Source organism: Paraburkholderia sp. SIMBA_027 (assembly GCF_046535315.1).
Lineage (GTDB): Bacteria > Pseudomonadota > Gammaproteobacteria > Burkholderiales > Burkholderiaceae > Paraburkholderia > Paraburkholderia tropica.
The window spans coordinates 360706-383969 of sequence record NZ_JAWRWY010000006.1; the positions used below are offsets into that span (position 1 = coordinate 360706).

A 23264-nucleotide genomic window follows, 5' to 3' on the forward strand; every position below is an offset into this window, starting at 1 on the left:
ATTTGTCGATGAATCGCGAGGTTTTGGCCGTACGTCACGTCTATTTCGAAGACCTCGGCAGCTTCGAGCGCGTGTTCGGCGACCGCGGGCGTCCCGTGCGTTACGTCGATGTCGGCTTCGCCCGCGTGGCCGCGCTCAATCCCGTTTCGCCGTCGCTGATGGTGATACTCGGCGGCCCGATCAACGCGTGCGACGACGCACGCTATCCCACCCTCGCTCCTCTTGCCGCGCTGATCGAAAAGCGCATTGCCGCCGGTTTGCCGACGCTCGGCATCTGCCTCGGCGCGCAACTGATTGCGCGCGTGCTCGGCGCGCGCGTCTACGCTTCGGGTCAGCAGGAAATCGGCTGGACGCCGCTCACGCTGACCGACGCCGGCCGCGCTTCGCCGCTGCGTCATCTGGACGGCGCGGCGACCTCGATGCTGCACTGGCACGGCGACACGTTCGACCTACCGCTGGGTGCGACGCGTCTCGCCTCCACGCCGCTGTGCGAGAACCAGGCGTTCGCGTGGGGCGATCACGTGCTGGGTTTGCAATGTCATCCCGAAGTGCGCGCCGACCGCTTCGAGCCCTGGTTGATCGGTCATGCCGCCGAGATCGCTTCGGCGGGCGTCGACGTCAATGCGCTGCGCGCGCAAACGGCGCAGCACGCGCCGACGCTCGAAACGCAAGCGAGCCGCATGCTGCACGAGTGGCTCGACGCCGTCGACAAACTGGCCGCCGCGAAGCAGCCCTGATCCGCAAAACTTGATTCACGCCATCCAGGCCGTCACGGCCGCGGGATTCGCACGGGCTGACTGACGCGCCGCCGCGTCCGGTGGCTTGCCGCGCCCGCTTTTTGCTCGCGCATCCGTTTCGGCCGGACAAGCGGTTCGCCCCGCGCAAGCGTTTTGCAGTAGCCAGCGCCGAAAAAACACGCGTGCTATTCTCGATCGCTCCTCATCCTCCTGCGCGCCATCCCCATGAGCAAGCTCTTTACACCGTTCGCGCTGCGTGGCGTGACGCTCGCGAACCGCATCGTCGTGTCGCCGATGTGTCAGTACTCCGCCGAGCGCGGCGAAGCCACCGACTGGCACATGATTCATCTCGGCCATCTCGCGCTCTCGGGCGCGGGCATGCTGTGCATCGAAGCCACCGCCGTGGAACCGGTCGGGCGCATCACGCCCGGCGATCTCGGACTCTGGGACGATGCCACCGAAGCCGCACTCGAACCGGTGATCGCCGCCATCCGTCGTCATTCGCCGATTCGCATCGCCATGCAGATCTCGCACGCGGGCCGCAAGGCGTCGAGTCATGTGCCCTGGGAGGGCGGCCAGCTGATTTCGGTCGCCGATGGCGGATGGTTGCCGCATGCGCCCTCGGCGCTGCCGCACAAGGCCGATGAAACGCCGCCGCTCGCGCTCGACGTCGCGGGCCTGCTGCGCGTAAAGGAAGCCTTCGTGGCGACGGCGCGCCGTGCCGCGCGACTGGGTATCGACGCGCTCGAAGTGCACGCGGCGCACGGCTATTTGCTGCATCAATTCCTCTCGCCGATCGCGAATCAGCGCAACGACGAATACGGCGGCTCGCTCGAAAACCGCATGCGCTTTCCGCTCGAAGTCTTCGACGCGGTGCGCGCGGTGTTTCCGGAGGATCGTCCGGTGGGCGTGCGCGTGTCGGCGACCGATTGGGTCGAAGGCGGCTGGACGCCGGAAGAAACGGTCGTGTTCGCACAGGCGCTCAAGGCGCGCGGCTGCGACTGGATCGACGTGTCGACGGGCGGCGTGTCGCCGTTGCAGAAGATCCCGCTCGAGCCCGGTTATCAGGTGCCGTTTGCGCGCAAGGTGAAGCAGGAGACCGGCATGAATACGATTGCCGTGGGTCTCATCACCGATCCGTTGCAGGCGAACCAGATCGTCGAAGATGGCGAAGCCGACATGATCGCGATGGCGCGCGCGATGCTTTACGATCCGCGCTGGCCGTGGCACGCCGCCGCGCAACTCGGCGCAACGGTGAGCGCGCCGCCGCAGTACTGGCGCTCGCAGCCGCGCGACCAGAAACACCTGTTCGGCGAGACGACGCTCGGTCAACGTTGAGCCTCTATGCGGCGTACGGGTTGAACGAAGGCGCCGCGAACGTGTACGATTCCAGATGTGACGCGCCAGGCGATCCGGATCGAGGTTCGAGATCCACGCGGCGGGTTCACGAGCGCGGCGCCGACAAGGCGCCGCATTCACGTTGAAGCGCACATTGCTTTGCCTGGCGTTGCATGTCGATTGCCTTGAATCGCACGCGCGCTTCAACGCAGGACGCACGCGCCGGGCAGCGAATGCCGCGAGCGGGAAACGTCTCCCCAGTACTTCACAAGGATTTATCAATGAGTGTACGCAGGATCGTCGTGCGCCAGTCGGGCGTACACGGCAAGGGCGTATTTGCGGTTGGTCCGATCGCGGCTGGCGAACGTCTGATCGAATACAAGGGCGAGCGCATTTCGTGGAAAGAGGCGCTGCGCCGTCATCCGCACAATCCCGACGAGCCGAATCACACCTTCTATTTCGCGCTCGATGACGGCGACGTGATCGACGGCAAGGTGAACGGCAACAGCGCGCGCTGGATCAATCATTCGTGCGCGCCGAACTGCGAAGCCGAGGAAATCGACGGGCACGTGTACATTCACGCGCTGCGCGAAATCGACGGCGGCGAAGAGCTGTTCTACGACTATGGTCTCGTGATCGACGCGAAGCAGACCAAGAAGCTCAAGCGCGAATACGAATGCCGCTGCGGCGCGCGCAAATGTCGCGGCACGATGCTCGCGCCGCCCGAAGAAGAGAAGGGCGGCAAGAAGTCGAAGGGCAAGAAAAAGAAGTGAGCGTGAATTCAGCGTAGCCGCGCGCAACGCATCTTCGCGACACGACGCAATGAACAAGGGCCGCTTATGCGGCCCTTGTTGTTTTCGATGCGCGATGTGCGCGGTGCTCCGCTTGCGCCGCCGTCTACAGATCGACCGGCGCGTCGTGCGCGGGTTTGTTCGCGGGCGTCGGCGTGGTCTCGTTCGCGATGTCGTTCGCGGCGCGGTCGTCGGCGAGTGCGGACGGCTGCGGCGCATTCAGGCGCTGCGCGGGGTCGCCACTCACGATGCGGCGATTCACGAGCGGCACGCGCACGATGAACCGCGCGCCGCCTTCGGGCGCATCTTCGTAATGCACGCTGCCGCGATGCAGCGCCATGATGTCGTGCACGATCGCGAGGCCGAGGCCCGCGCCGCTATCGACGCCGCTCTCGCTCTGACCGTCGCCGCGGAAGAAGCGCTTGAACAGATCGGCTTGCTGCGCGTGCGGCACGCCGCGGCCATTGTCCTCGACGATGATTTCCGCCATCGGCAAACCTTCGGCGAGCGTCTGCGAAACGGTGACCGTGATGCGGCCGCCGTCGGGGCGCGCGGGCGGCAGATACTTGAGCGCGTTGTCGAGCAGATTGGCGATCACTTCGTGCAGCAGCACGGGATTGCCGCGCACCATCAGCGGCGTGTCGTTCTCCGGATCGTCGAGACGCTGGAAGCCCAGGTCGACGTGGCTCGCGAGCGCGCGCGGCACCCACTCGGCGCCCGTTTCGAACGCGAGCGCAGCCATGTCGATATCGACGAAACGCGCCGCCTGTTCGCCCGGCTCCGCGCGCGCGAGCGAGAGCAACTGATTCGAGAGCCGCACCGCGCGGTCGGCGGCGGCGCGCAGCTCGCGCACGGCGTCGCTGACCTTTTGCGGCTCGCGCGCGTTGACGGCCTGTTCGGCGTGCAGCTTCACGGCGGTCAGCGGCGTGCGCAACTGATGCGCGGCGTCGGCGATGAATTTGCGCTGGCCTTCGAGCGCGGTTTTCAGGCGGCCGAGCAGGGCGTTCAGCGCGCCCGTGAGCGGACGGATCTCGACGGGCACGAAGGTCTCGTCGACGGGTTCGAGCGAGGTGTGCGTCTGGCGATTGAGCGAATCGGCGAGATCGGTCAGGGGATTGAGCTGCTGGTTCACCACGCGCCACACGATGACCCAGCCGGCGAGCAGCAGGAGCAGCAGCGGCATCATGATCGCGACGAGGAACTCGGCGGCGATGCGGAAGCGATGATGCACGGGCTGGCCGACTTCGACCACGATGGGATTGCCGGTGGGCTGCGGCACGCGCACCTGCGCGACGCGCACGCTCACGCCGTGATAAATGGTCTCGAACACGTACGCGTAGTGCATGCGGCGCACGTTGGTGCCTTGCAGCGGCAGATCGTGGTCGCCGGCGATTTCGGTTTCGCCGTTGCTGATGCGGTAGACGAGATGCTCGACCGGATCGGAGAACATGGCCTGCGCGAGCGGCGGCACCGTGACGGGCGCTTCGGGACCGGCGATCTGGATCTGTTTGGAGATCGCAGTGGCCAGGTCGGCGAGCGAGCGGTCGACCACGTGCTGCGTGTACTGCCACGCGAGCCAATAGGCGATCAGGCCGCTCATCAACGCGAGCAGCGAAAGTGGGGCGGCGAGGCGCCGCAGCAGCGTACGCCGCAGGCTCGTTGCGGCCGGAAGGGACATGATCGGTTCGGGCGAAAGGGGTCTCACAGGCGCGGCGCGTGGGGCGCGCCGGGCAGACCCGGACCATTTTACGCGGGTGCGGCGGCAAGCGGCAGAGTCGGGCCGGCGCGCCCAATTACCGGGCATGCGGCGGGCACTGACGGGACGTGCGCGAGTCGCGGCGCACCAGGTTCACAAGGCGCGGCGCCGGCCGGTGCGCAGACCGAAACAATCAGGAGACCTGCCGATTCCGGCCGTAAAAAAACGCGGTGCGCAAGGATGTGCGGCGCCGCGTTTTTCGGGGGCTGGCCTCAGGCGGCCTGGCGGATTTCCTGCAGCAGATAGCCGAAACCGCGCACCGTGACGATTTCGACACGGCAGTTTTCGAGCTTCTTGCGCACGCGGTGCACGTAGACTTCGATCGCGGTATCGCCGAGATCGCCGCCGAAGTGCGTGAGGTGATCCTGCAGTTGCGCCTTGCTCACGACGCGGCCATGACGCAGCAGCAGCATTTCGAGCACGGCGAATTCGCGCGGCGAGAGTTCGAGCGGCTTGTCGTCGTTGAAGATGCGGCGGTCGACGCCCGAGAGGCGCACGCCGCCGAGCGACACTTCAGGACGCGGCACGTCGCCGTGCGGGCCGCTGCGACGCATCACGGCGCGAATGCGCGCTTCGAGTTCGGCGGGCTCGAACGGCTTGAGCATGTAGTCGTCGGCGCCCGAATTGAGGCCTTGCACGCGGTCGTTCAGCTCGTCGCGCGCGGTGAGGACGATCACCGGCGTGTGACGGTTGCTTTGACGGAAGCGCGAGAGCAGCGTCATGCCGTCGATGCCGGGCAAGCCCAGATCGAGGATCACGAGCTCATGGCGATTCTGCGTGAGTGCCTGTTCGGCGAAGATGCCGTCGTGGACCATGTCGACCGTGAAGCCGGCTTGTTCGAGGCTGGACTGGATGCCGCGTGCGATGGGGCGGTCGTCTTCGATCAGAAGGAGTCGCATGGATTTCGCTCAAGTACAATGGGTTTAGCGTTCAGGCACGCAGTTCGCAAAGCGCCGCTTGGTTCAAAAGCACAGCGATTGAGCGGCACCGCGTGCGACGATTGCACGGTCACGACTCCATGTCCGATATTTCGATCACCGAACTCGAAGCCGCAATCAACTTCTGGCGCAACCGTTCGCCTTCGAGCGGCGACGAACTCGCGTTGTGCAAGGAGGCAAGCGCGCTCTCCAGGCCGTATGCGCTGCTGATTGTACAGCGTCAGAACGTCTTCTCACCGGAACGTTTGGACCCCATCGCGCGTGCTGCCTGGGAGTCTTACGTGTCCCTCAAGAATGGCCTTCAAAGCTGAAGGTTTGGACGCCTGATACCCTGCATTATGCTTTCATTGCAGTGGTTTTGCCTGGTGCGCGTCGTGCTCACCTCTTTCTAACGCGCGATACGCGCAATGCGTTTACCTGATTCGTATGCGGGACTTTCCCTGGACGATTACACGCACTGCGCGCAGCGAACGTTGCGAAGGTGGCGAACGCGCTTAAGCGGCGCGCGCCGAAGGCGCGGCTTCACGCCGACAGCGGCCCCGGCGCGATCGAATCGATGAAGCGCGCGAGCGCAATGTCGCGTTCGGTGAGGCCGTCGGCCTCGTGCGTCGAGAGCGTGATTTCCACGCGGTTATAGACGTTGAACCATTCGGGATGGTGATCCATCTCCTGCGCCTTGATCGCGACGCGCGTCATGAAGCCGAAAGCCTCGTTGAAGTCGGCGAAACGAAATTGGCGCTGGATGGCGTCGCGGCCCGCGACGGCCTGCCAGCCATGCAGCCCGGCGAGTTGCGTGGCGCGCTCTTCGGATGTGAGTCGGTTGATCATCGTGGCACCTGTTTGAGCTGTGTTGTGCGGAAATGCGCCAATCCATTTTTCCACGGATGCGCGGCGCGTGCGAGCGAGCCTGGCAGCGTGCGAGCGCGCGCGGATGCCGGGACAAGAAAGCGTGGGGCGGTGCGCGCCGCGCGTCATGCGGCGCCGCACACTCAGACGTCGCCGTCGTCGAGCCAGCCTTCGCGTGTGCCGCGCGTGTAGATCGTGTCGCTGTGCAGCACGTCGCCGGCCGCGTGAGGAACGGTAGCGATCAGCGCGGCCGGGTCGGCCAGACGCGCCGCAATGCCGGCGCCCAGCGCGTCGAACAACTGCGCGAACGAGTCGATCACGAAGTAGGTCTTCTGGAACGTGTTGATGCGATAGCGCGTGCGCAGCACCCGGTCGAGATCGAAGCCGAGCCGGTTGGGCGCCGCGCTTTCCACGCTGTAGAGCGATTCGCCCTTGCTGGAGACGATGCCCGCGCCGTAGATCTTCACGCCGTGCGGCGCGCTCGCGTCGCGCATCAGGCCGAATTCGACCGTGTACCAGTAGAGGCGCGCGAGCAGCGGCAGCGCGCGTTCGTCGACGGTGAGCGCGGCGCGTCCGTAGGCCTCGATCGCATCGGCGAAAACCGGATCGGTGAGCAGCGGCACGTGACCGAACAGATCGTGGAAGCAGTCCGGTTCCTGCAGATAGTCGAGCTGATCGGGGCGGCGCATCCACCACGTCACCGGAAAGCGGCGGTTGGCGAGATGCTCGAAGAAAATGCGATCCGGCACCAGACCCGGCACGGCGACGATGCGCCAGCCCGTGGCGGCCATCAGGCGCTCGCTGACGGACTCGAACGACGGCACCTGCGCCACGTTCAGGCCGATACGCCGCGCGCCCTCGATGAAGGCGTCGGCGGCGCGACCCTCGAGCAGCGCCATTTGCCGCCGATAAAGCTGGTCCCACACCGCGTGATCGACCGCGCCGTAGCGTTCGAGCGGCTGGTCGATGGTGAAATCGGGGCGGGTTTCCAGGCCCGCGTCGAACTGCTCCTGCAGTTTCGCGGTTGCGGCGGCGGCCATCTGCGTGATGCTCCTTTCAATGCGCTTGCTGACGCACCAGTGTAAAGCGAAGCACACGCGGCATGCGCGCAAAATCGGCGTTGTTTCGCTTTGATATGCAATAATCCTGCATCAATCAGTCAATCAATGCAGGATTCATTCATGCTGGAACTCGATCACTTCGATCTCGCGCTACTCGACGTCTTGCAGCGCTTCGGCCGCGCCACGCATCAGCAACTGGGCGAGCAGGTGCCGCTGTCGCCGTCGCAGATCGGCCGGCGTCTGCAGCGGCTGGAGGCGTCGGGCGTGATCGACGGCTATCGGGTCGTGCTGCGGCCCGAGAAGCTCGGGCTGGGCGTGACGGCGTTCACGAGCCTGAAGCTCAAGCACCACGGCGATTCGATCATCGAGCAGTTCCAGCAGCAGATCGATGTGCTGCCGGAAGTGCTCGAATGTCACGCGGTGGTGGGCGACGCCGATTATCTGCTGCGGATCGTGGCGCCGGATCTGAACGCGCTGTCGTCGTTCGTGATGAAGAAGCTGATGCGCGTGCCCGGTGTGGACAGCGTGCGCTCGAACATCGTGCTCACGACGTTCAAGCGCAATGGCCCGTTGCCGCTCGGGCATCTGGAGCCGGGTGCGGCGGCGCCTTGATGGGCGTCCGCGCGCGGCGTGCATCGACGCGCGTCAGGCCGCCTGCGCAGGCGTATTGAGCAGATCGACGTAGGCCACGGCCACGAGGTCGCTCTCGTCCACGCCCAGTTGCTTGAACACGGCGTGCGCTTCGGCTTCGCCGCCTTGCTCGTCGTCGTCGGGCGCGAGCACCACTTCCAGCTCGACGAAGTCGCCGAGACCGTCCACGCGGTCCAGATGAATGCGCGTGCGCCCCGCGAGATAGACGTGGCGCTCCTTCGACACGATGCCGCGCGTGGTCAGCGCCGTGGCCAGCAGCGAGTGCATGGCTTCGGCGTTCGTCACGGGGCTGCGCGTGTAGTACGAGGCCTTGGGGCCGTCGCGGTCGTCGCGCTGGTAGAAGATCAGCTCGGGCGGCGTGCCGTCGTCGAACTGGCGCAGCTTCAGGCGGCCGCGCGGCACGTCGTAGAAGAAGTCCTGCTGGCGAAAGATCAGCGGCGCATCGGTGGCGAGCTGGGCGGCGCGCTCGCGCAGGGCGTCGAACTGACGGGCGCGGGCTTTGATTTCGATGTTGCGGGCCATGCAAGCTCCTGTGGAACGAGGGAACGATGGGCGAGGCTCGAACGCCTCGCGTCGAGTGCAAAAACGCGGGCGAACATCGAATCTAGCAAAACTTGCGTGACGGCGCTGTTACATCCGCTCAAGTCGGCGCGCGTCGATGCGTCTTCGATCGATTCGTCGGATGAACCGGCTGTGTGAAACCTCGCTCGTCATGAGCGCGGCTCATATCGCATTGCGGCGTGCGTCGTGCACGCTTACACACCCCACTGCGTTTCGATCGACTTGAGCGCCGCCGCGATGACCGGCTCGTCGCGGCGCGCCGCGAGCGTGATGAAGGTAAGTTCGGTCGGCACCGTCACGCCTTCGACGATGGTCAGCCCGTGCGCATGCGCTTCGGCGATGGCGGTCGCGTCGCGCGCGAGCGTGAGACCCACGCCCGACTTCACGAGATCGAGCATCGACGGTTCCTGATCCACTTCCGCGACCTTGACCGGCTTCGCCTGCGCGGCTTCGAACAGGCCCGAGAGCAGCCGGTTATGCGCCGATGCGGGCGGCGTCCAGATCCACGGCAACGCGGCGAGCGCGCGCCAGTCGCGCGCATCCTTCACGCGCTCTTTCCAGCCCGCCGGCGCGAGCACGCGATACTGAAAATGCGTCAGCGTGAGCGTGTGGAAGGTGTCGGAATCGGCGCCGGCTTGCGACGTGGATTGCGGCGTGGGCTGGCCGATGTAATAGCCCACGTCGAGTTCGCGCGCGCGCACCTGATCGAGCACCCAGCCCGACATGCCATGCCGCAGCGCCGTTTCGATCTGCGGCCAGGTTTCCACGAGTTGCCGCAGAAAGCCGCCCAGACGCAGGAACGCGGGATCGAGAATGGTGCCGATGCGCAAGCGCCCGCGCACTTCATGCCGCAATGCAGCAGCGGCGCGCTGCACGTCGCCGGCCGCGTTGAGCGCGCGTTCCGCGTGCGGCAGCAGCGCCTGACCGTCGCGCGTGAGCGCGAGGCCGTGCGAGGTGCGCGTGAACAGCGTGACGCCGAGCGTCTCCTGCAGATGCTTGATCTGCAAGCTCACCGCGGGCTGCGTGAGATGCAGATGCGTGGCCGCGCGCGTGAGGTTGCCCTCGCGCGCGACCGTCACGAATGCCCGCAACAAGGTCAGGTCCATCCACTGATATTAACTCGCTTTATATCGCTGTTGAGGATTAATCATTGGATCGGCGCGGCCTCGCGCGATTACGCTAAATGCCGGCATTCCAGCCGCCGTGCGCGAAACACCGACACGGCGCGCAGACAACAACCTCCACCGAAGAGGCAAACATGGGCGAGACACATCGAAGCGAGGCCGGCGTCAGCACGCCCGCCACCTTGACGCACTACGTGAACGGCAAGCCGCTCGACGCCACCAGCGGGCGTTATGCGGACGTGTTCAATCCGGCCACCGGCGAGGTCGCCGCGCGCGTGCCGCTTGCGAGCGTGGCCGAAGTCGATGCGGCCGTGGCCGCCGCGCACGCCGCGTTTCCCGCGTGGAGCGAGATGGCGCCCATCAAGCGCGCGCGCATTCTCTTCAAGTTCAAGGATCTGCTCGACCAGCATCACGACGAACTGGCCGCACTCATCACGCGCGAGCACGGCAAGGTGTTCTCCGATGCGAAAGGCGAGGTGATGCGCGGCATCGAGATCGTCGAGTTCGCGTGCGGCATTCCGAACCTGCTGAAGACCGATTTCACCGACCAGATCGGCGGCGGCATCGACAACTGGAATCTGCGCCAGCCGCTCGGCGTGGTCGCGGGCGTCACGCCGTTCAACTTTCCGATGATGGTGCCGTGCTGGATGTTTCCGATCGCGCTCGCGTGCGGCAACACCTTCGTGTTGAAGCCCTCGGAGCGCGATCCGTCGGCGTCGCTGCGGCTCGCCGAACTGCTGCACGAAGCGGGCTTGCCCGAGGGCGTGTTCAACGTCGTGCACGGCGACAAGGTGGCCGTCGACGCGCTGCTCGCGCATCCGGACATCGCCGCGCTGTCGTTCGTCGGCTCCACGCCGATCGCGGAATACATCTACACGGAAGGCACGAAACACGGCAAGCGCGTGCAGGCGCTCGGCGGCGCGAAGAATCATCTCGTCGTGATGCCCGACGCCGATCTCGATCAGGCCGTCGATGCGCTGATCGGCGCGGCCTACGGTTCGGCGGGCGAGCGCTGCATGGCGATTTCGGTGGCGGTGGCCGTGGGTCATATCGCCGACGAACTGATCGAGCGTCTCACGCCGCGCGTGAAGGCGCTCAAGATCGGCGACGGCATGAACGAGGCCTCGGAAATGGGGCCGCTCGTGACCGCCGCGCATCGCGCGAAAGTGCAGGGCTATATCGACGCGGGCGTGGCCGCGGGCGCGAAGCTCGTGGTGGACGGACGCGGTCACGAAGTGCAGCAGCGCGAGCGCGGTTTCTTCCTCGGCGGCACGCTGTTCGACGACGTGAAAACCGATATGTCGATCTATCGCGAGGAGATTTTCGGGCCGGTGCTGAGCGTGGTGCGCGTGCCCGATTTCGCGAGCGCGGTCGAGCTCATCAACGCGCACGAGTTCGCGAACGGCGTGTCGTGCTTCACCTCGGACGGCGGCGTGGCGCGCGCGTTCTCGCGGCAGATCAAGGTGGGCATGGTCGGCATCAACGTGCCGATTCCGGTGCCGATGGCGTGGCATTCGTTCGGCGGCTGGAAGCGTTCACTGTTCGGCGATCATCACGCCTATGGCGAAGAGGGCGTGCGCTTCTACACGCGCTACAAGAGCATCATGCAGCGCTGGCCGGACAGCATCGCGAAGGGCGCGGAATTCACCATGCCCGTGGCGAAGTGAGGCGGTCATGGCGGCATTGAGCGACACGCCGGGCGCAACATCGACTGCGCGCCGGCTCGAAGGCGAGTTCGATTACGTGATCGTCGGCGCGGGCACGGCGGGCTGCGTGCTCGCCAACCGGCTCTCGCAGGACGCGGACGTCTCGGTGTTGCTGATCGAGGCGGGCGGCAAGGACGACTATCACTGGATACACATTCCGGTCGGCTATCTGCATTGCATCGGCAATCCGCGCACGGATTGGCTCTACAAAACCGTCGAGGAAAAAGGGCTCAACGGGCGCGCGCTGTCGTATCCGCGCGGGCGCGTGCTCGGCGGATCGTCGTCGATCAACGGCATGATCTACATGCGCGGCCAGCGCGAGGATTACGACGGCTGGGCGCGCGAAACCGGCGACTCGGGCTGGTCGTGGGACGCCGTGCTGCCCGTCTTCAAACGCAGCGAGGATTACCACGGCGGCGCGAACCCATTTCACGGCGCGGGCGGCGAATGGCGCGTCGAGAAACAGCGCCTCAAATGGAAGATTCTCGAAACCTTCGCGCAGGCGGCGCAAGAGCAGGGCATTCCGGCGACGAGCGATTTCAATCGCGGCAACAACGAAGGCGTCGGTTATTTCGATGTGAACCAGAAGCGCGGCGTGCGCTGGAATGCGTCGAAGGCGTTCCTGCGTGCGGCGATGAAGCGGCCCAACCTCACGGTGGTCACGGGCGCGCTGACCGAGCGCGTGATCTTCGAGGGCAAGCGTTGCGTAGGCGTGGAGTATCGCGGCGACGTGCCGTATCGCGCGCGGGCGCGCTGCGAGGTGATTCTGTGTTCGGGCGCGGTGAATTCGCCGCAATTGCTCGAACGTTCGGGCATCGGTCAGGCGGCGCGGCTCGCGCAACTGGGCGTGGACGTGGTGCAGGATCTGCGCGGCGTCGGTGAGAATCTCCAGGACCATCTGCAACTGCGCATGGCGTATCGCGTGAACGGCGTGCGCACGCTCAACACCGCATCGGCGCACTGGTGGGGCAAGCTGATGATCGGCGTGGAATATGCGCTGATGCAAAGCGGGCCGATGTCGATGGCGCCCTCGCAACTCGGCGTATTCGCGAAGTCGGACATCGACGATCCTGGCATCACGCGGCCCGATCTGCAGTATCACGTGCAGCCTTTGTCGCTCGATCGTTTCGGCGAGCCGCTGCATCGCTTCAATGCGTTCACGGCTTCGGTGTGCAATCTGCGGCCCACGTCGCGAGGCAGCATTCACGCGGCGTCGGCGGACCCGACGGTTGCGCCCGTGATCGCGCCGAACTATCTCTCGACGGAACACGACCTGCGCGTGGCGGCGAACGCGTTGCGGCTCACGCGGCGCATCGCGGCGTCGCCGGCGCTCGCGCACTATCAGCCGCACGAGATCTTGCCGGGGCTCGCGTTTCAGAGTGAAAGCGAATTGCGTGAAGCGGCGGGCAATATCGGCACGACGATCTTTCATCCGGTGGGCACTTGCCGAATGGGCCGCGCCGACGATGACGACGCCGTCGTCGACGCGCGTTTGCGCGTGCGTGGCGTCGAAGGTCTGCGCGTGGCCGACGCATCGGTGATGCCGTTCATCACCTCGGGCAACACGAATTCGCCGACGCTGATGATCGCGGAGCGCGCCGCCGAAATGGTGCGCGAGGATCGTCGCGCGGGTGCGCGCTCGTCGGTGCGAACGGAGGTGCATGCGCCGGTCGCGGCAGCGTGAAAGCGTTAGCGTAAAAAGGTTCGAAACACCGACTTCAGTGCGTGCTTAATTGCGTCGCGCAACGTCATGAGAACGTGTTTCGGACCACTATCCAGGACGTGCGCCGCATTCGCGGCGTGCGTGTTTTTGCACGTCCGGCGCATGTGCGTCGTGCGCGCAACGTGCGCGTATCGTGCTGTCAACGGTCGCGTATCGGCTGCTAAATGGCGCATGTCCGATCGGTGCACATCGTCATTCCCCCGTAAGTGCAAATCCCAATGATTGCGCTGCATCATTGGCGAGACAATGGCGCTCACTGACTACAGCGGGCAACGACAGCAGGCGACGCGCGCGCCGCAACATGGCGCGCGAAAAACGAGTCGCGCGGGACGTCGTGCGGGGCCTCGCAATCTGAAGTGTTACGCCTTACTTCACGTGGAAGGGGACATGATTCTCGGCGACACGATTCTGGAAACGCGCGGCCTCACGAAACAGTTCAAAGGCTTCACGGCCGTGAACGGCGTGAACCTGCGCGTGTGCCGCGGCTCCATCCACGCGCTGATCGGACCGAACGGCGCGGGCAAGACCACCTGCTTCAATCTGCTCACCAAATTCCTCGTGCCGAGCGCGGGGCGCATCGTCTTCAACGGCATCGACATCACGCACGAGCGGCCCGCGCAGATCGCGCGGCGCGGCATCATCCGTTCGTTCCAGATTTCGGCGGTGTTTCCGCATTTGACGGCCTTGCAGAACGTGCGCATCGGCTTACAGCGTTCGCTCGGCAGCGCGTATCACTTCTGGAAAAGCGAGCGCACGCTCGCCGAACTCAACGACCGCGCGATGGATCTGCTCACGCAGGTGGGCCTGACCGATTTCGCCGACGTGCCCACCGTCGAACTCGCGTACGGCCGCAAGCGCGCGCTCGAAATCGCGACCACGCTCGCGATGGAACCCGAACTGATGCTGCTCGACGAGCCCACGCAAGGCATGGGTCACGAAGACGTGGACCGCGTGACGGCGCTCATCAAGAAGGTCTCGGCGGGCCGCACGATCCTGATGGTCGAGCACAACATGAACGTGATCGCGGGCATCTCGGACACCATCACCGTGCTTCAGCGCGGCGAGGTGCTGGCCGAGGGCAGCTACGCGGAAGTGTCGAAAAATCCGCTCGTTGCCGAAGCCTATATGGGCAGCGCCGATGCCGCGCTCGCGGGAGCGCACGCATGAGCACGGTGACCGAACAACGCGGCCAGGACGCCAGCCTCGCCGCGCCGGCGGGCGAGAGCGCGCTGGACATCGCGGGCCTGCAGACGTGGTACGGCGAATCGCACATCCTGCATGGCGTCGATCTCAACGTGGCGCGCGGCGAAGTCGTCACGCTGCTCGGGCGCAACGGCGCGGGGCGCACGACCACGCTGCGCGCGATCATGGGCCTCACGGGGCGGCGCACGGGCTCCATTCGCATCGGCGGACGCGAGACCATCAACATGCCGACGTATCGGATCGCGCATTGCGGCGTCGGTTATTGCCCCGAGGAACGCGGCATCTTCGCGAGCCTCTCGTGCGAGGAAAACCTGCTGTTGCCGCCCGCCATCGGTGCAAAAAGCGGCTCATCAAAGAGTGACGCGCAGGGCATGTCGCTCGACGAGATCTACACGATGTTTCCCAATCTCGCGGAACGTCGTCACAGCCAGGGCACGCGGCTCTCGGGCGGCGAGCAGCAGATGCTCGCGGTCGCGCGCATCCTGCGCACCGGCGCGAATCTGCTGTTGCTCGACGAGATCTCCGAAGGTCTCGCGCCCGTGATCGTGCAGACGCTCGCGCGCATGATCGTCACGCTGAAATCGCGCGGCTACACCATCGTGATGGTGGAGCAGAACTTCCGTTTCGCGGCGCCGCTCGCGGACCGCTTCTACGTGATGGAGCACGGACGCATCGTCGAGCGCTTCGGCGTTGCCGAGCTCGAAGGCAAGATGCCCGTGCTGCACGACCTGTTGGGAGTCTGACCGTTTCGATCCGCCTCGCGCGCGCGTGTCGAACGCGCCGTGCGGTGCGTTTGCCTTGTCCCTTGTTTGATCCGCAGCGCTGAATAACAACGCAACCCAGGAAGGAGACTGCAATGAAGAAGACCCCGTTCGCGCGGCTCGCGGCGCTCTTTGCCGCCACGGCGGCCGCAGCGGTGCTTGGCGCAGGCAGCGCGCACGCTGCCGACGACGCGGTGAAGATCGGCTTCATCACCGACATGTCGGGCCTCTATGCGGACGATGACGGCCAGGGCGGCCTCACGGCGATCAAGATGGCGATCGCCGACTTCGGCGGCAAGGTCAACGGCAAGCCGATCCAGATCATGTACGCGGATCACCAGAACAAGGCCGACATCGCCGCCTCGAAGGCGCGCGAATGGATGGACCGTGACGGGCTCGATATGCTGCTCGGCGGCACGAACTCGGCCACGGCGCTGTCGATGAATCAGGTCGCGCTGGAGAAGAAGCGCGTCTACTTCAACACCGGCGCGGGCACCGATGCGCTCACTAACGAGCAGTGCACGCCGTACACGGTGCACTACGGCTACGACACGGTCGCGCTCGCCAAGGGCACCGGCCTCGCGGTGCTCAAGCAGGGCGGCAAGACGTGGTTCTTCCTGACCGCCGACTACGCGTTCGGCAAGTCGCTGGAAAAGAACACCGCCGACGTCGTGAAGGCGAACGGCGGCCAGGTGCTCGGCGAGGTGCGCCATCCGCTCTCGGCCTCGGACTTCTCGTCGTTCCTGTTGCAGGCGCAAGCGTCGAAGGCGCAGATCCTCGGTCTCGCGAACGCGGGCGGCGACACGGTCAACGCGATCAAGGCGTCGAAGGAATTCGGCATCACCAAGACGATGAAGATCGCGGCACTGCTGATGTTCCTGCCCGACGTGCACAGCCTCGGGCTCGACACCACGCAAGGCCTCGTGCTCACGACGGGCTGGTACTGGGATCAGAACGACGCGACGCGCAAGTGGGCGCAGCGCTATTTCGACCAGACGAAGAAGATGCCGTCCGAGCTTCAGGCCGCCGATTACTCGGCCGTCACGAACTACCTGAAGGCGGTGCAGGCGGTTGGGTCGACGGATGCCGACAAGGTCATGGCGCAGCTCAAGAAGACCAAGATCGACGACTTCTACACGAAGGGCGGTTATATCCGCCAGGACGGCGTGCTGATTCACGACATGTATCTCGTCGAGGTGAAGAAGCCGTCCGAGTCGAAGAAGCCGTGGGATTACTACAAGATCGTGCAGACGATTCCGGGCGAACAGGCTTACACGACGAAGCAGGAAAGCCGCTGCGCGCTCTGGAAGTGAGTCAGTGCGGCGACGCTTGAGCGGCAGGCGGCGCGGTGGCCCCGATGGGTGAGGGCCGCCGCGCCGCGCGCCGTATGAATGCGATCTTGAGGAGATGGCGGCTTTCATGACGATCTTTGGCATTCCGCTGCCGGCCATGCTGAGCCAGTTGCTGCTCGGACTCGTGAACGGATCGTTCTACGCGATCCTGAGTCTCGGCCTCGCGGTGATTTTCGGCATGCTCAACGTGATCAACTTCGCGCACGGCGCGTTGTTCATGCTGGGCGCGATGCTCACGTGGATGGGCCTCGCGTATTTCAATCTGCCGTACTGGGCGATGATCGTGATTGCGCCCATCGTGGTGGGTCTGTTCGGCATGGTGATCGAACGTTCGATGCTGCGCTGGTTGTATCGGCTCGATCATTTGTACGGACTCCTGCTGACTTTTGGCCTGACGCTGGTGGTCGAAGGCGTGTTCCGCTCGATCTATGGCGCGTCGGGTCAGCCTTACGACGTGCCCGATCTGCTTTCTGGCGCGACCAATCTCGGCTTCATGTATCTGCCGAACTATCGCGCGTGGGTCGTGGTGGCGTCGCTCGCGGTGTGCTTCGCCACATGGTTCGTGATCGAGAAAACGCGGCTGGGCGCGTATCTGCGTGCGGGCACGGAAAACCCGAAACTCGTCGAAGCGTTCGGCATCAATGTGCCGCTGATGATCACGCTCACTTATGGCTTCGGCGTGGCGCTCGCGGCGTTCGCGGGCGTGCTGGCCGCGCCGGTCATTCAGGTGTCGCCGCTCATGGGGCAGCCGATGATCATCACCGTGTTCGCCGTGGTCGTGATCGGCGGCATGGGCTCGATCATGGGTTCGATCCTCACGGGCCTGCTGCTTGGCGTGATCGAGGGCCTCACGCGCGTGTTCTGGCCGGAAGCCTCCGCGACCGTGGTGTTCGTCATCATGGCGATCGTGCTGCTGATCCGCCCCGCAGGCCTCTTCGGCAAGGAACGATGATGCAAAGAAAAGCGCTCTATTTGCTGTTGCTGATCGGGTTGATCGTTGCGCCGTTCGCGGGCGCGTATCCGCTCTTCGTGATGAAGGTGCTGTGCTTCGCGCTGTTCGCCGCCGCGTTCAATCTGCTGATCGGTTATACGGGGCTGCTGTCGTTCGGCCACGCGATGTTCCTCGCGAGCGCGGGTTACACCACCGGTTACGCGATCCAGTCGCTCGGCTTCACGCCCGAACTCGGCGTAGCGGCGGGCACGGCGGTGGCCACGCTGCTCGGCGTGATCGTCGGCATCTTCGCGATCCGGCGCCAGGGCATCTACTTCGCGATGGTCACGCTCGCGCTCGCGCAGATGGTCTACTTCGTGTTTCTGCAGGCGCCGTTCACGCACGGCGAGGACGGCCTGCAAGGCGTGCCGCGCGGCAAGCTGTTCGGCGTGCTGTCGCTCGATTCCGACCTCACGCTCTACTACGTCGTGCTGGTGGTGATGGTGCTGGCGTTCGCGCTGATCGTGCGCATCGTGCATTCGCCGTTCGGCCAGGTGCTGGTGGCGATCAAGGAGAACGAGCCGCGCGCGATTTCGCTCGGCTACGACACCGACCGTTTCAAGCTGCTCGCGTTCGTGCTCTCGGCGGGACTCGCGGGGCTGGCCGGCTCGCTCAAGGTGCTCGTGCTCGGTTTCGAGACGCTCGGCGACGCCTACTGGACCATGTCCGGCCTGGTGATCCTGATGACGCTCGTGGGCGGCATGGGCACGCTGTTCGGGCCGCTGCTGGGCGCTGCGCTGATCGTCGCGCTTGAGGATCGTCTGGGCGATATCGGCACGGCGCTCGCGCAGGTCACGGGCGTCGACTGGTTCCGCTCGTTAGGTGAGTCCGCAACGATCGTCACGGGGCTCATTTTCATCGCCTGCGTGCTGGCGTTCCGGCGCGGTATCGTCGGCGAGATCGTGGCGCGTGTGCGGCCGCTCAGGGCGTAAATTACGGCGCCAAATCCTGCCTGAAGAACGCGTCAAATGCAGTAGGCGAGGCGTCGCCGCGATGGTATGCTGCAAGCCTTGCTCAGATGCTGAAACCGAGCTTCCGGAAGCCGCTTGAAACGCGCGTATCGTGCGACAAAGCTGTGATAGTGCGCCCCAAATCGGTGCCGCACTGCACCACTAGGGTAAATGCTAGTTGGCAGCCAGGGGGCCGAAGTTTAAAGTTTCACTTAGTTCTGATGCACCGAATTTGCAGGTGGAGAACGAGGAGACAACTGAGGCACAAAGTGCCCGGACAAGAAAGCGCTGTTGGATGGGAATCCAACAGCGCTTTTTATTTGTACTTTCGGTTTTCATCAATCACCGTTAATGCGTTTGCATCCTGCATCGCATTGCGCGTTTTATCCCCCTCCTTTGTGTGCTGCGTCGCGTGTTAATCGGCGTGCGCAAGTCTGTTTTACCCCTCACTGAATTACGCAAATAACGCCCGAAATGCGTCGGAAGCCCGCGCCACAAGGCTGCGCGCGTTACGCATTTTCTGGCCATTTCCGCACGTGTTGCGTCGACGTTGTAAGCCGATGGAAAGCGCTTGCCGCGCCAAACGGCACTCCGTTACACTCGCCATTCGCCGACCATGCGGTCAGCATTAATCGCCGATGCAGCCGGCGTGGGGCCAGCGCCGATTATGTGTGGTCCGGCGGCAGCACTACCGCATTCGAATCCGGAAAACGCCTGAAAATCCGGAGCAATAAAGAAAACGATGATCGAAGGAGTGGAGATGCAGTTGGTTTGGCGTTGGATGAACGCGGCGTGCGTCGCGACCGGAGTGCTCGCCGCCACGGCGGGTGTGGCGCACGCGGATGTGAAGATCGGCGTGACGCTCTCGGCCACAGGCCCGGCGGCTTCGCTCGGCATTCCAGAAAAGAACACCATCGCGCTGCTGCCCAAGGAGATTGGGGGCCAGAAAGTCGACTATCTCGTGCTCGACGACGCGACCGATTCCACGCAAGCCGTAAAGAACGCGCGCAAGCTCACGAGCGAGGATCACGTCGATGCGCTGATCGGTTCCACGGTCGTGCCCAACTCGCTCGCGATGATCGACGTCGCCGCGGAAAGCAGCACGCCGATGATCTCGATGGCCGCCGCGGCCTCGATCGTCGAGCCGATGGATGCGAAGCGCGCGTGGGTCTTCAAGACGCCGCAGAACGATCAGCTAATGGCCGGCGCGATCGCGCAGCACATGGCCGCGCACGGCGTGAAGACCGTCGCCTTCATCGGCTTCTCGGATGCGTATGGCGAGAGCTGGTACAAGGAGTTCGGCGCTGCGGCGGCGAAGCAGGGCATCAAGATCGTCGCGAACGAGCGCTTTGCGCGCAACGACGCGTCCGTTACCGGGCAGGTGCTCAAGATGATCTCGCAGCACCCGGACGCCGTGCTGATCGCCGGCGCGGGCACGCCGGCCGCGTTGCCGCAGAAGACGCTCAAGGAGCGCGGTTACGCGGGCAAGTACTACCAGACGCATGGCGTCGCCAACAATGACTTCCTGCGCGTCTGCGGCAAGGATTGCGACGGCACCTGGCTGCCCGCCGGGCCGCTGCTGGTCGCCGATCAATTGCCCGATTCGAATCCCGTGAAGCAGTCGGCGCTCGCGTACAAGAGCGCGTACGAAAAGGCCTATGGCGCGGGCTCGATCTCGACGTTCGGCGGCCACGCGTGGGACGCGGGCTTGTTGCTGCAACACGCGATTCCCGTTGCGCTGAAGGCCGGTCAACCGGGCACGAAGGCGTTCCGCGACGCGTTGCGCAAGGCGCTCGAAGACTCGCACGACGTCGCGGGCGCGCACGGCATCTTCAACATGAGCGCAACCGATCACGCGGGACTCGATCAGCGGGCGCGCGTGATGGTGCAGATCGTCGGCGGCAAGTGGAAGCTGGCCGGCGACTGAGTTCCACGGGAAATCACGCGATATCGGCTCATCGACATAACAAGGCACGTTCAATCGACGTGCCTTTTTTGTTGCCGGTGCAACGGCTTCGGAGCGTCGTTGTATTGGCGAGGCGCGTGGTGGTGAGTCGTGCGGTGAGCAGGTCAGGGAGCAGTGAAGCAGGCAGCGGAGAAAGCGGACGCGCGGACAAGGGAAAACCATGCATCACACGCGCGATCCCGATTACTACACTCGAAGGCCGGCGTTAGCGAACCGAATACACGGCGCGGCGCCGGAATATAAATCGACACGCAGACAAAGCGTTTGGAGACGCGCAATGAAAACGAAGTTGGCGATGAAGAAGTGGTCCACGAGAGCCCTCCATGCCGGACTCGCAGCGGCATGGATGGGCGTGGCGGGTGTGGCCGTCGCGCAGGTGAAGATCGGCGTGACGCTCTCGGCGACGGGGCCGGCGGCCTCGCTCGGCATTCCCGAGAAGAACACGATCGCGCTGCTGCCCAAGGAGATCGGCGGCAAGAGCGTGCAGTACATCGTGCTCGACGATGCGTCGGACACGAGCAAGGCCGTGCAGAACACGCACAAGTTGATCGACGAGGATCACGTGGACGCGATCATCGGTTCGTCGGTCACGCCGAACTCGCTCGCGATGCTCGACGTCGTCGCGCAGGGAAAGACGCCGATGATTTCGCTCGCGGCGTCGGCGGCGATCGTGCAGCCCGTGGACGACAAGCGCAAGTGGGCCTTCAAGCCGCCGCAGAACGACAGCCTGATGGCTGACGCGATCGCGGGCTACATGGAGAAGCACGGCGTGAAAACGGTGGGCTTCATCGGTTTCACGGATGCCTACGGCGACAGCTGGTTCAAGGAGTTCAGCGCGGCGGCGGCGAAGCACAACGTCAAGATCGTCGCGAGCGAGCGCTATAACCGCACGGATTCGTCGGTGACGGGGCAGGCGCTTAAGCTGATGTCGGCGAACCCGGACGCGGTGCTGATCGCCGGTTCGGGCACGCCGTCGGCGCTGCCGGCGACCACGCTGAAGGATCGCGGCTACAAGGGCAAGATTTATCAGACGCACGGTGTCGCGAATAACGACTTCCTGCGGGTCTGCGGCAAGGACTGCGAAGGCGAGTTGCTGCCCGCCGGGCCGATTCTCGTCGCCGATCAATTGCCCGATTCGAATCCGGTCAAGAAGTCGGCGCTCGCCTACAAGGCCGCTTACGAGAAAGCCTACGGCGCGGGTTCGGTCGCGACCTTCGGCGGTCACGCCTGGGACGCGGGCCAGATGCTTCAGCGCGCCATTCCGGTCGCGCTCAAGTCCGCACAGCCCGGCACCGAGGCGTTCCGTGTTTCGCTGCGCGACGCGCTCGAGAACATCAAGGATCTGCCGGTCTCGCACGGCATCATGAACACGACGCCCACCGATCACAACGGTCTCGACGACCGCGCACGTGTGATCGTGGAGGTCGTCAACGGCAAGTGGAAGCTGCAAGGCGACTAAGCGCGCCCGACGCGTGACGCCGCGCTGCGCGCGGTGTCACGTGAAACGCTGTGGGCGTTGCGTTGCGTGTCGCCGCCGCGGCTTCATTTCGGCCACCGACAATGTCCGCTGGTCGCTCGCCTTGCGTGCCCGACTCACGTCCTCTCGTCGATCGGGCACGCCGATTCGACGCGGCGTGGCCTTCGCGGCCGCGCCGCGTGCTTGCCCCGCACGATCCCGCATCGCCGTTTTTCCGACACCACCGCAGACGTTCCGAGTTTCACGCGTTCCAGAAAGAGAGGTTGGAAGGGTATGGATTTATCGATTGCCGCAATCCTCGCGCAGGACGGCATCACCACCGGGGCGATCTATGCGCTGCTCGCGCTCGCGCTGGTGCTGGTGTTCTCCGTCACGCGCGTGATCTTCATTCCGCAGGGCGAATTCGTTTCCTACGGCGCTCTCACGCTCGCCGCGCTGCAATCGCAGAAATTTCCGGCGACGTGCTGGCTGCTGGTCGCGCTGGGCGCGGCCTGCTTCGTCGTGGAGACGGCGGGGCTCGTGCGGCACGCCGAGCGTCGCAAGCACGCGCCGCGCACGCTGGTCACGCTCGCGGGCAAGTATCTGCTGTTTCCGCTCGCGCTCTACGCGCTCACGCGCGGCGTGGTGGGGCAGCCCTTGCCGATGCTCGCGCAGATCGCGCTGACGCTGGCGATCGTCGTGCCGATGGGGCCGTTCGTCTACCGTCTCGCCTATGAGCCGATCGCCGAAGCCACCACGCTGCTGCTGCTGATCGTGGCCGTGGCCGTGCACTTCGCGATGGTCGGCCTCGGACTCGTGATGTTCGGCGCCGAAGGCTCGCGCACGACCGCGTTCTCGGACGCCACGTTCAACCTCGGCGCGCTGTCGATCTCGGGGCAGAGCCTCTGGGTGGTCGGCACGGCGGCGGTGCTGATCGTCGCGCTGTACTTCTATTTCGACCGCACGATCTCGGGCAAGGCGCTGCGCGCGACGTCGGTGAACCGGCTGGGCGCGCGCCTCGTCGGCATCGGCACGACGCAGGCCGGGCGGCTCGCGTTCACGCTGGCCGCAGGGCTCGGTGCGCTGTGCGGCGTGCTCGTCGCGCCGCTCACGACGATCTATTACGACTCGGGCTTCCTGATCGGCCTCAAGGGCTTCGTCGGCGCGATTATCGGCGGTCTGGTGAGCTATCCGCTGGCTGCTGCGGGCTCCGTGCTCGTGGGCCTGCTGGAGTCGTATTCGTCGTTCTGGGCGAGTGCGTACAAGGAAGTGATCGTGTTCACGCTGATCATCCCCGTGCTGCTGTGGCGCAGTCTTTCCACGCCGCACGCCGAAGAGGAAGAGGAGTGACGC

General features: G+C 64.9%; 21 protein-coding genes. 15 read left to right on the plus strand and 6 right to left on the minus strand.

Annotated elements, in window-relative coordinates; all coding sequences use genetic code 11:
• Window positions 1-8 precede the first annotated feature (8 nt).
• The 3 genes from SB764_RS14275 (at window position 9) to SB764_RS14285 (ending at window position 2848) form a co-directional block, all read left to right on the plus strand.
• Window positions 9-737: a glutamine amidotransferase gene (locus tag SB764_RS14275; protein ID WP_321903914.1), complete on the plus strand. Its 729-nt coding sequence runs from the start codon at window positions 9-11 to the stop codon at window positions 735-737.
• A 225-nt stretch (window positions 738-962) separates the two neighbouring features.
• Window positions 963-2075, plus strand: a complete 1113-nt coding sequence (locus tag SB764_RS14280; protein WP_065061776.1) for an NADH:flavin oxidoreductase/NADH oxidase — start codon at window positions 963-965, stop codon at window positions 2073-2075.
• Between the two features lie 281 nt (window positions 2076-2356).
• Complete coding sequence (locus tag SB764_RS14285) at window positions 2357-2848, plus strand: SET domain-containing protein (protein ID WP_065061775.1); 492 nt, start codon at window positions 2357-2359, stop codon at window positions 2846-2848.
• Between the two features lie 124 nt (window positions 2849-2972).
• Here the strand turns inward: SB764_RS14285 and SB764_RS14290 are convergent, their stop codons facing one another.
• Window positions 2973-4544: a sensor histidine kinase gene (locus SB764_RS14290; RefSeq protein ID WP_065061774.1), complete on the minus strand. Its 1572-nt coding sequence runs from the start codon at window positions 4542-4544 to the stop codon at window positions 2973-2975.
• A gap of 290 nt (window positions 4545-4834) precedes the next feature.
• Window positions 4835-5521, minus strand: coding sequence for a response regulator transcription factor (locus tag SB764_RS14295; protein WP_027815974.1), 687 nt, complete (start codon window positions 5519-5521; stop codon window positions 4835-4837).
• A gap of 119 nt (window positions 5522-5640) precedes the next feature.
• Here SB764_RS14295 and SB764_RS14300 point away from each other — a divergent pair, with 119 nt between their 5' ends.
• Window positions 5641-5871 carry a DUF3717 domain-containing protein gene (locus tag SB764_RS14300; RefSeq protein ID WP_065061773.1) on the plus strand — a complete coding sequence of 77 codons (231 nt, stop codon included), beginning with the start codon at window positions 5641-5643 and terminating at the stop codon, window positions 5869-5871.
• A gap of 211 nt (window positions 5872-6082) precedes the next feature.
• On the opposite strand, the gene SB764_RS14305 is transcribed toward SB764_RS14300, so the two are convergent.
• Both SB764_RS14305 and phhA read right to left on the minus strand, forming a co-directional pair.
• A complete protein-coding gene (locus SB764_RS14305; protein ID WP_321854503.1) occupies window positions 6083-6430 on the minus strand; it encodes a 4a-hydroxytetrahydrobiopterin dehydratase in 348 nt (115 codons plus the stop codon).
• Between the two features lie 119 nt (window positions 6431-6549).
• Complete coding sequence (phhA, locus tag SB764_RS14310) at window positions 6550-7446, minus strand: phenylalanine 4-monooxygenase (RefSeq protein ID WP_410863852.1); 897 nt, start codon at window positions 7444-7446, stop codon at window positions 6550-6552.
• 141 nt (window positions 7447-7587) lie between these two features.
• Here phhA and SB764_RS14315 point away from each other — a divergent pair, with 141 nt between their 5' ends.
• Window positions 7588-8079, plus strand: a complete 492-nt coding sequence (locus tag SB764_RS14315; protein WP_065062258.1) for an Lrp/AsnC family transcriptional regulator — start codon at window positions 7588-7590, stop codon at window positions 8077-8079.
• Window positions 8080-8112: 33 nt separating this feature from the next.
• Here the strand turns inward: SB764_RS14315 and SB764_RS14320 are convergent, their stop codons facing one another.
• Together SB764_RS14320 and SB764_RS14325 are read right to left on the minus strand one after the other, a co-directional pair.
• Window positions 8113-8640, minus strand: coding sequence for a class IV adenylate cyclase (locus SB764_RS14320; RefSeq protein WP_065061770.1), 528 nt, complete (start codon window positions 8638-8640; stop codon window positions 8113-8115).
• Between the two features lie 233 nt (window positions 8641-8873).
• Window positions 8874-9785 (minus strand): LysR family transcriptional regulator, encoded by a 912-nt coding sequence (locus tag SB764_RS14325; RefSeq protein WP_074982860.1) that lies wholly within the window; start codon window positions 9783-9785, stop codon window positions 8874-8876.
• A gap of 152 nt (window positions 9786-9937) precedes the next feature.
• Here SB764_RS14325 and SB764_RS14330 point away from each other — a divergent pair, with 152 nt between their 5' ends.
• The 10 genes from SB764_RS14330 (at window position 9938) to SB764_RS14375 (ending at window position 23261) form a co-directional block, all read left to right on the plus strand.
• A complete protein-coding gene (locus SB764_RS14330; RefSeq protein WP_321892287.1) occupies window positions 9938-11470 on the plus strand; it encodes a CoA-acylating methylmalonate-semialdehyde dehydrogenase in 1533 nt (510 codons plus the stop codon).
• 7 nt (window positions 11471-11477) lie between these two features.
• On the plus strand, window positions 11478-13193 hold the full coding sequence (locus SB764_RS14335) for a GMC family oxidoreductase (RefSeq protein WP_410863855.1): 1716 nt from the start codon (window positions 11478-11480) through the stop codon (window positions 13191-13193).
• Window positions 13194-13619: 426 nt separating this feature from the next.
• The gene (locus tag SB764_RS14340; RefSeq protein ID WP_065061766.1) at window positions 13620-14399 is read left to right on the plus strand and encodes an ABC transporter ATP-binding protein; all 780 of its coding nucleotides are present in this window, start codon (window positions 13620-13622) and stop codon (window positions 14397-14399) included.
• Window positions 14396-15178, plus strand: coding sequence for an ABC transporter ATP-binding protein (locus tag SB764_RS14345; protein WP_074982855.1), 783 nt, complete (start codon window positions 14396-14398; stop codon window positions 15176-15178). Before SB764_RS14340 ends, SB764_RS14345 begins: the two co-directional genes overlap by 4 nt.
• A gap of 113 nt (window positions 15179-15291) precedes the next feature.
• Entirely contained in the window at window positions 15292-16509 is a 1218-nt protein-coding gene (locus tag SB764_RS14350) for an ABC transporter substrate-binding protein (RefSeq protein ID WP_065061764.1), read from the plus strand.
• Window positions 16510-16615: 106 nt separating this feature from the next.
• Complete coding sequence (locus SB764_RS14355; RefSeq protein WP_065062254.1) at window positions 16616-17500, plus strand: branched-chain amino acid ABC transporter permease; 885 nt, start codon at window positions 16616-16618, stop codon at window positions 17498-17500.
• Window positions 17500-18471, plus strand: a complete 972-nt coding sequence (locus SB764_RS14360) for a branched-chain amino acid ABC transporter permease (protein ID WP_065062256.1) — start codon at window positions 17500-17502, stop codon at window positions 18469-18471. Before SB764_RS14355 ends, SB764_RS14360 begins: the two co-directional genes overlap by 1 nt.
• Before the next feature lie 799 nt (window positions 18472-19270).
• Window positions 19271-20416, plus strand: coding sequence for an ABC transporter substrate-binding protein (locus SB764_RS14365; protein WP_390969579.1), 1146 nt, complete (start codon window positions 19271-19273; stop codon window positions 20414-20416).
• 334 nt (window positions 20417-20750) lie between these two features.
• On the plus strand, window positions 20751-21914 hold the full coding sequence (locus SB764_RS14370) for an ABC transporter substrate-binding protein (protein ID WP_110327915.1): 1164 nt from the start codon (window positions 20751-20753) through the stop codon (window positions 21912-21914).
• Window positions 21915-22205: 291 nt separating this feature from the next.
• Window positions 22206-23261 (plus strand): branched-chain amino acid ABC transporter permease, encoded by a 1056-nt coding sequence (locus SB764_RS14375; RefSeq protein WP_110327854.1) that lies wholly within the window; start codon window positions 22206-22208, stop codon window positions 23259-23261.
• Window positions 23262-23264 lie beyond the last annotated feature (3 nt).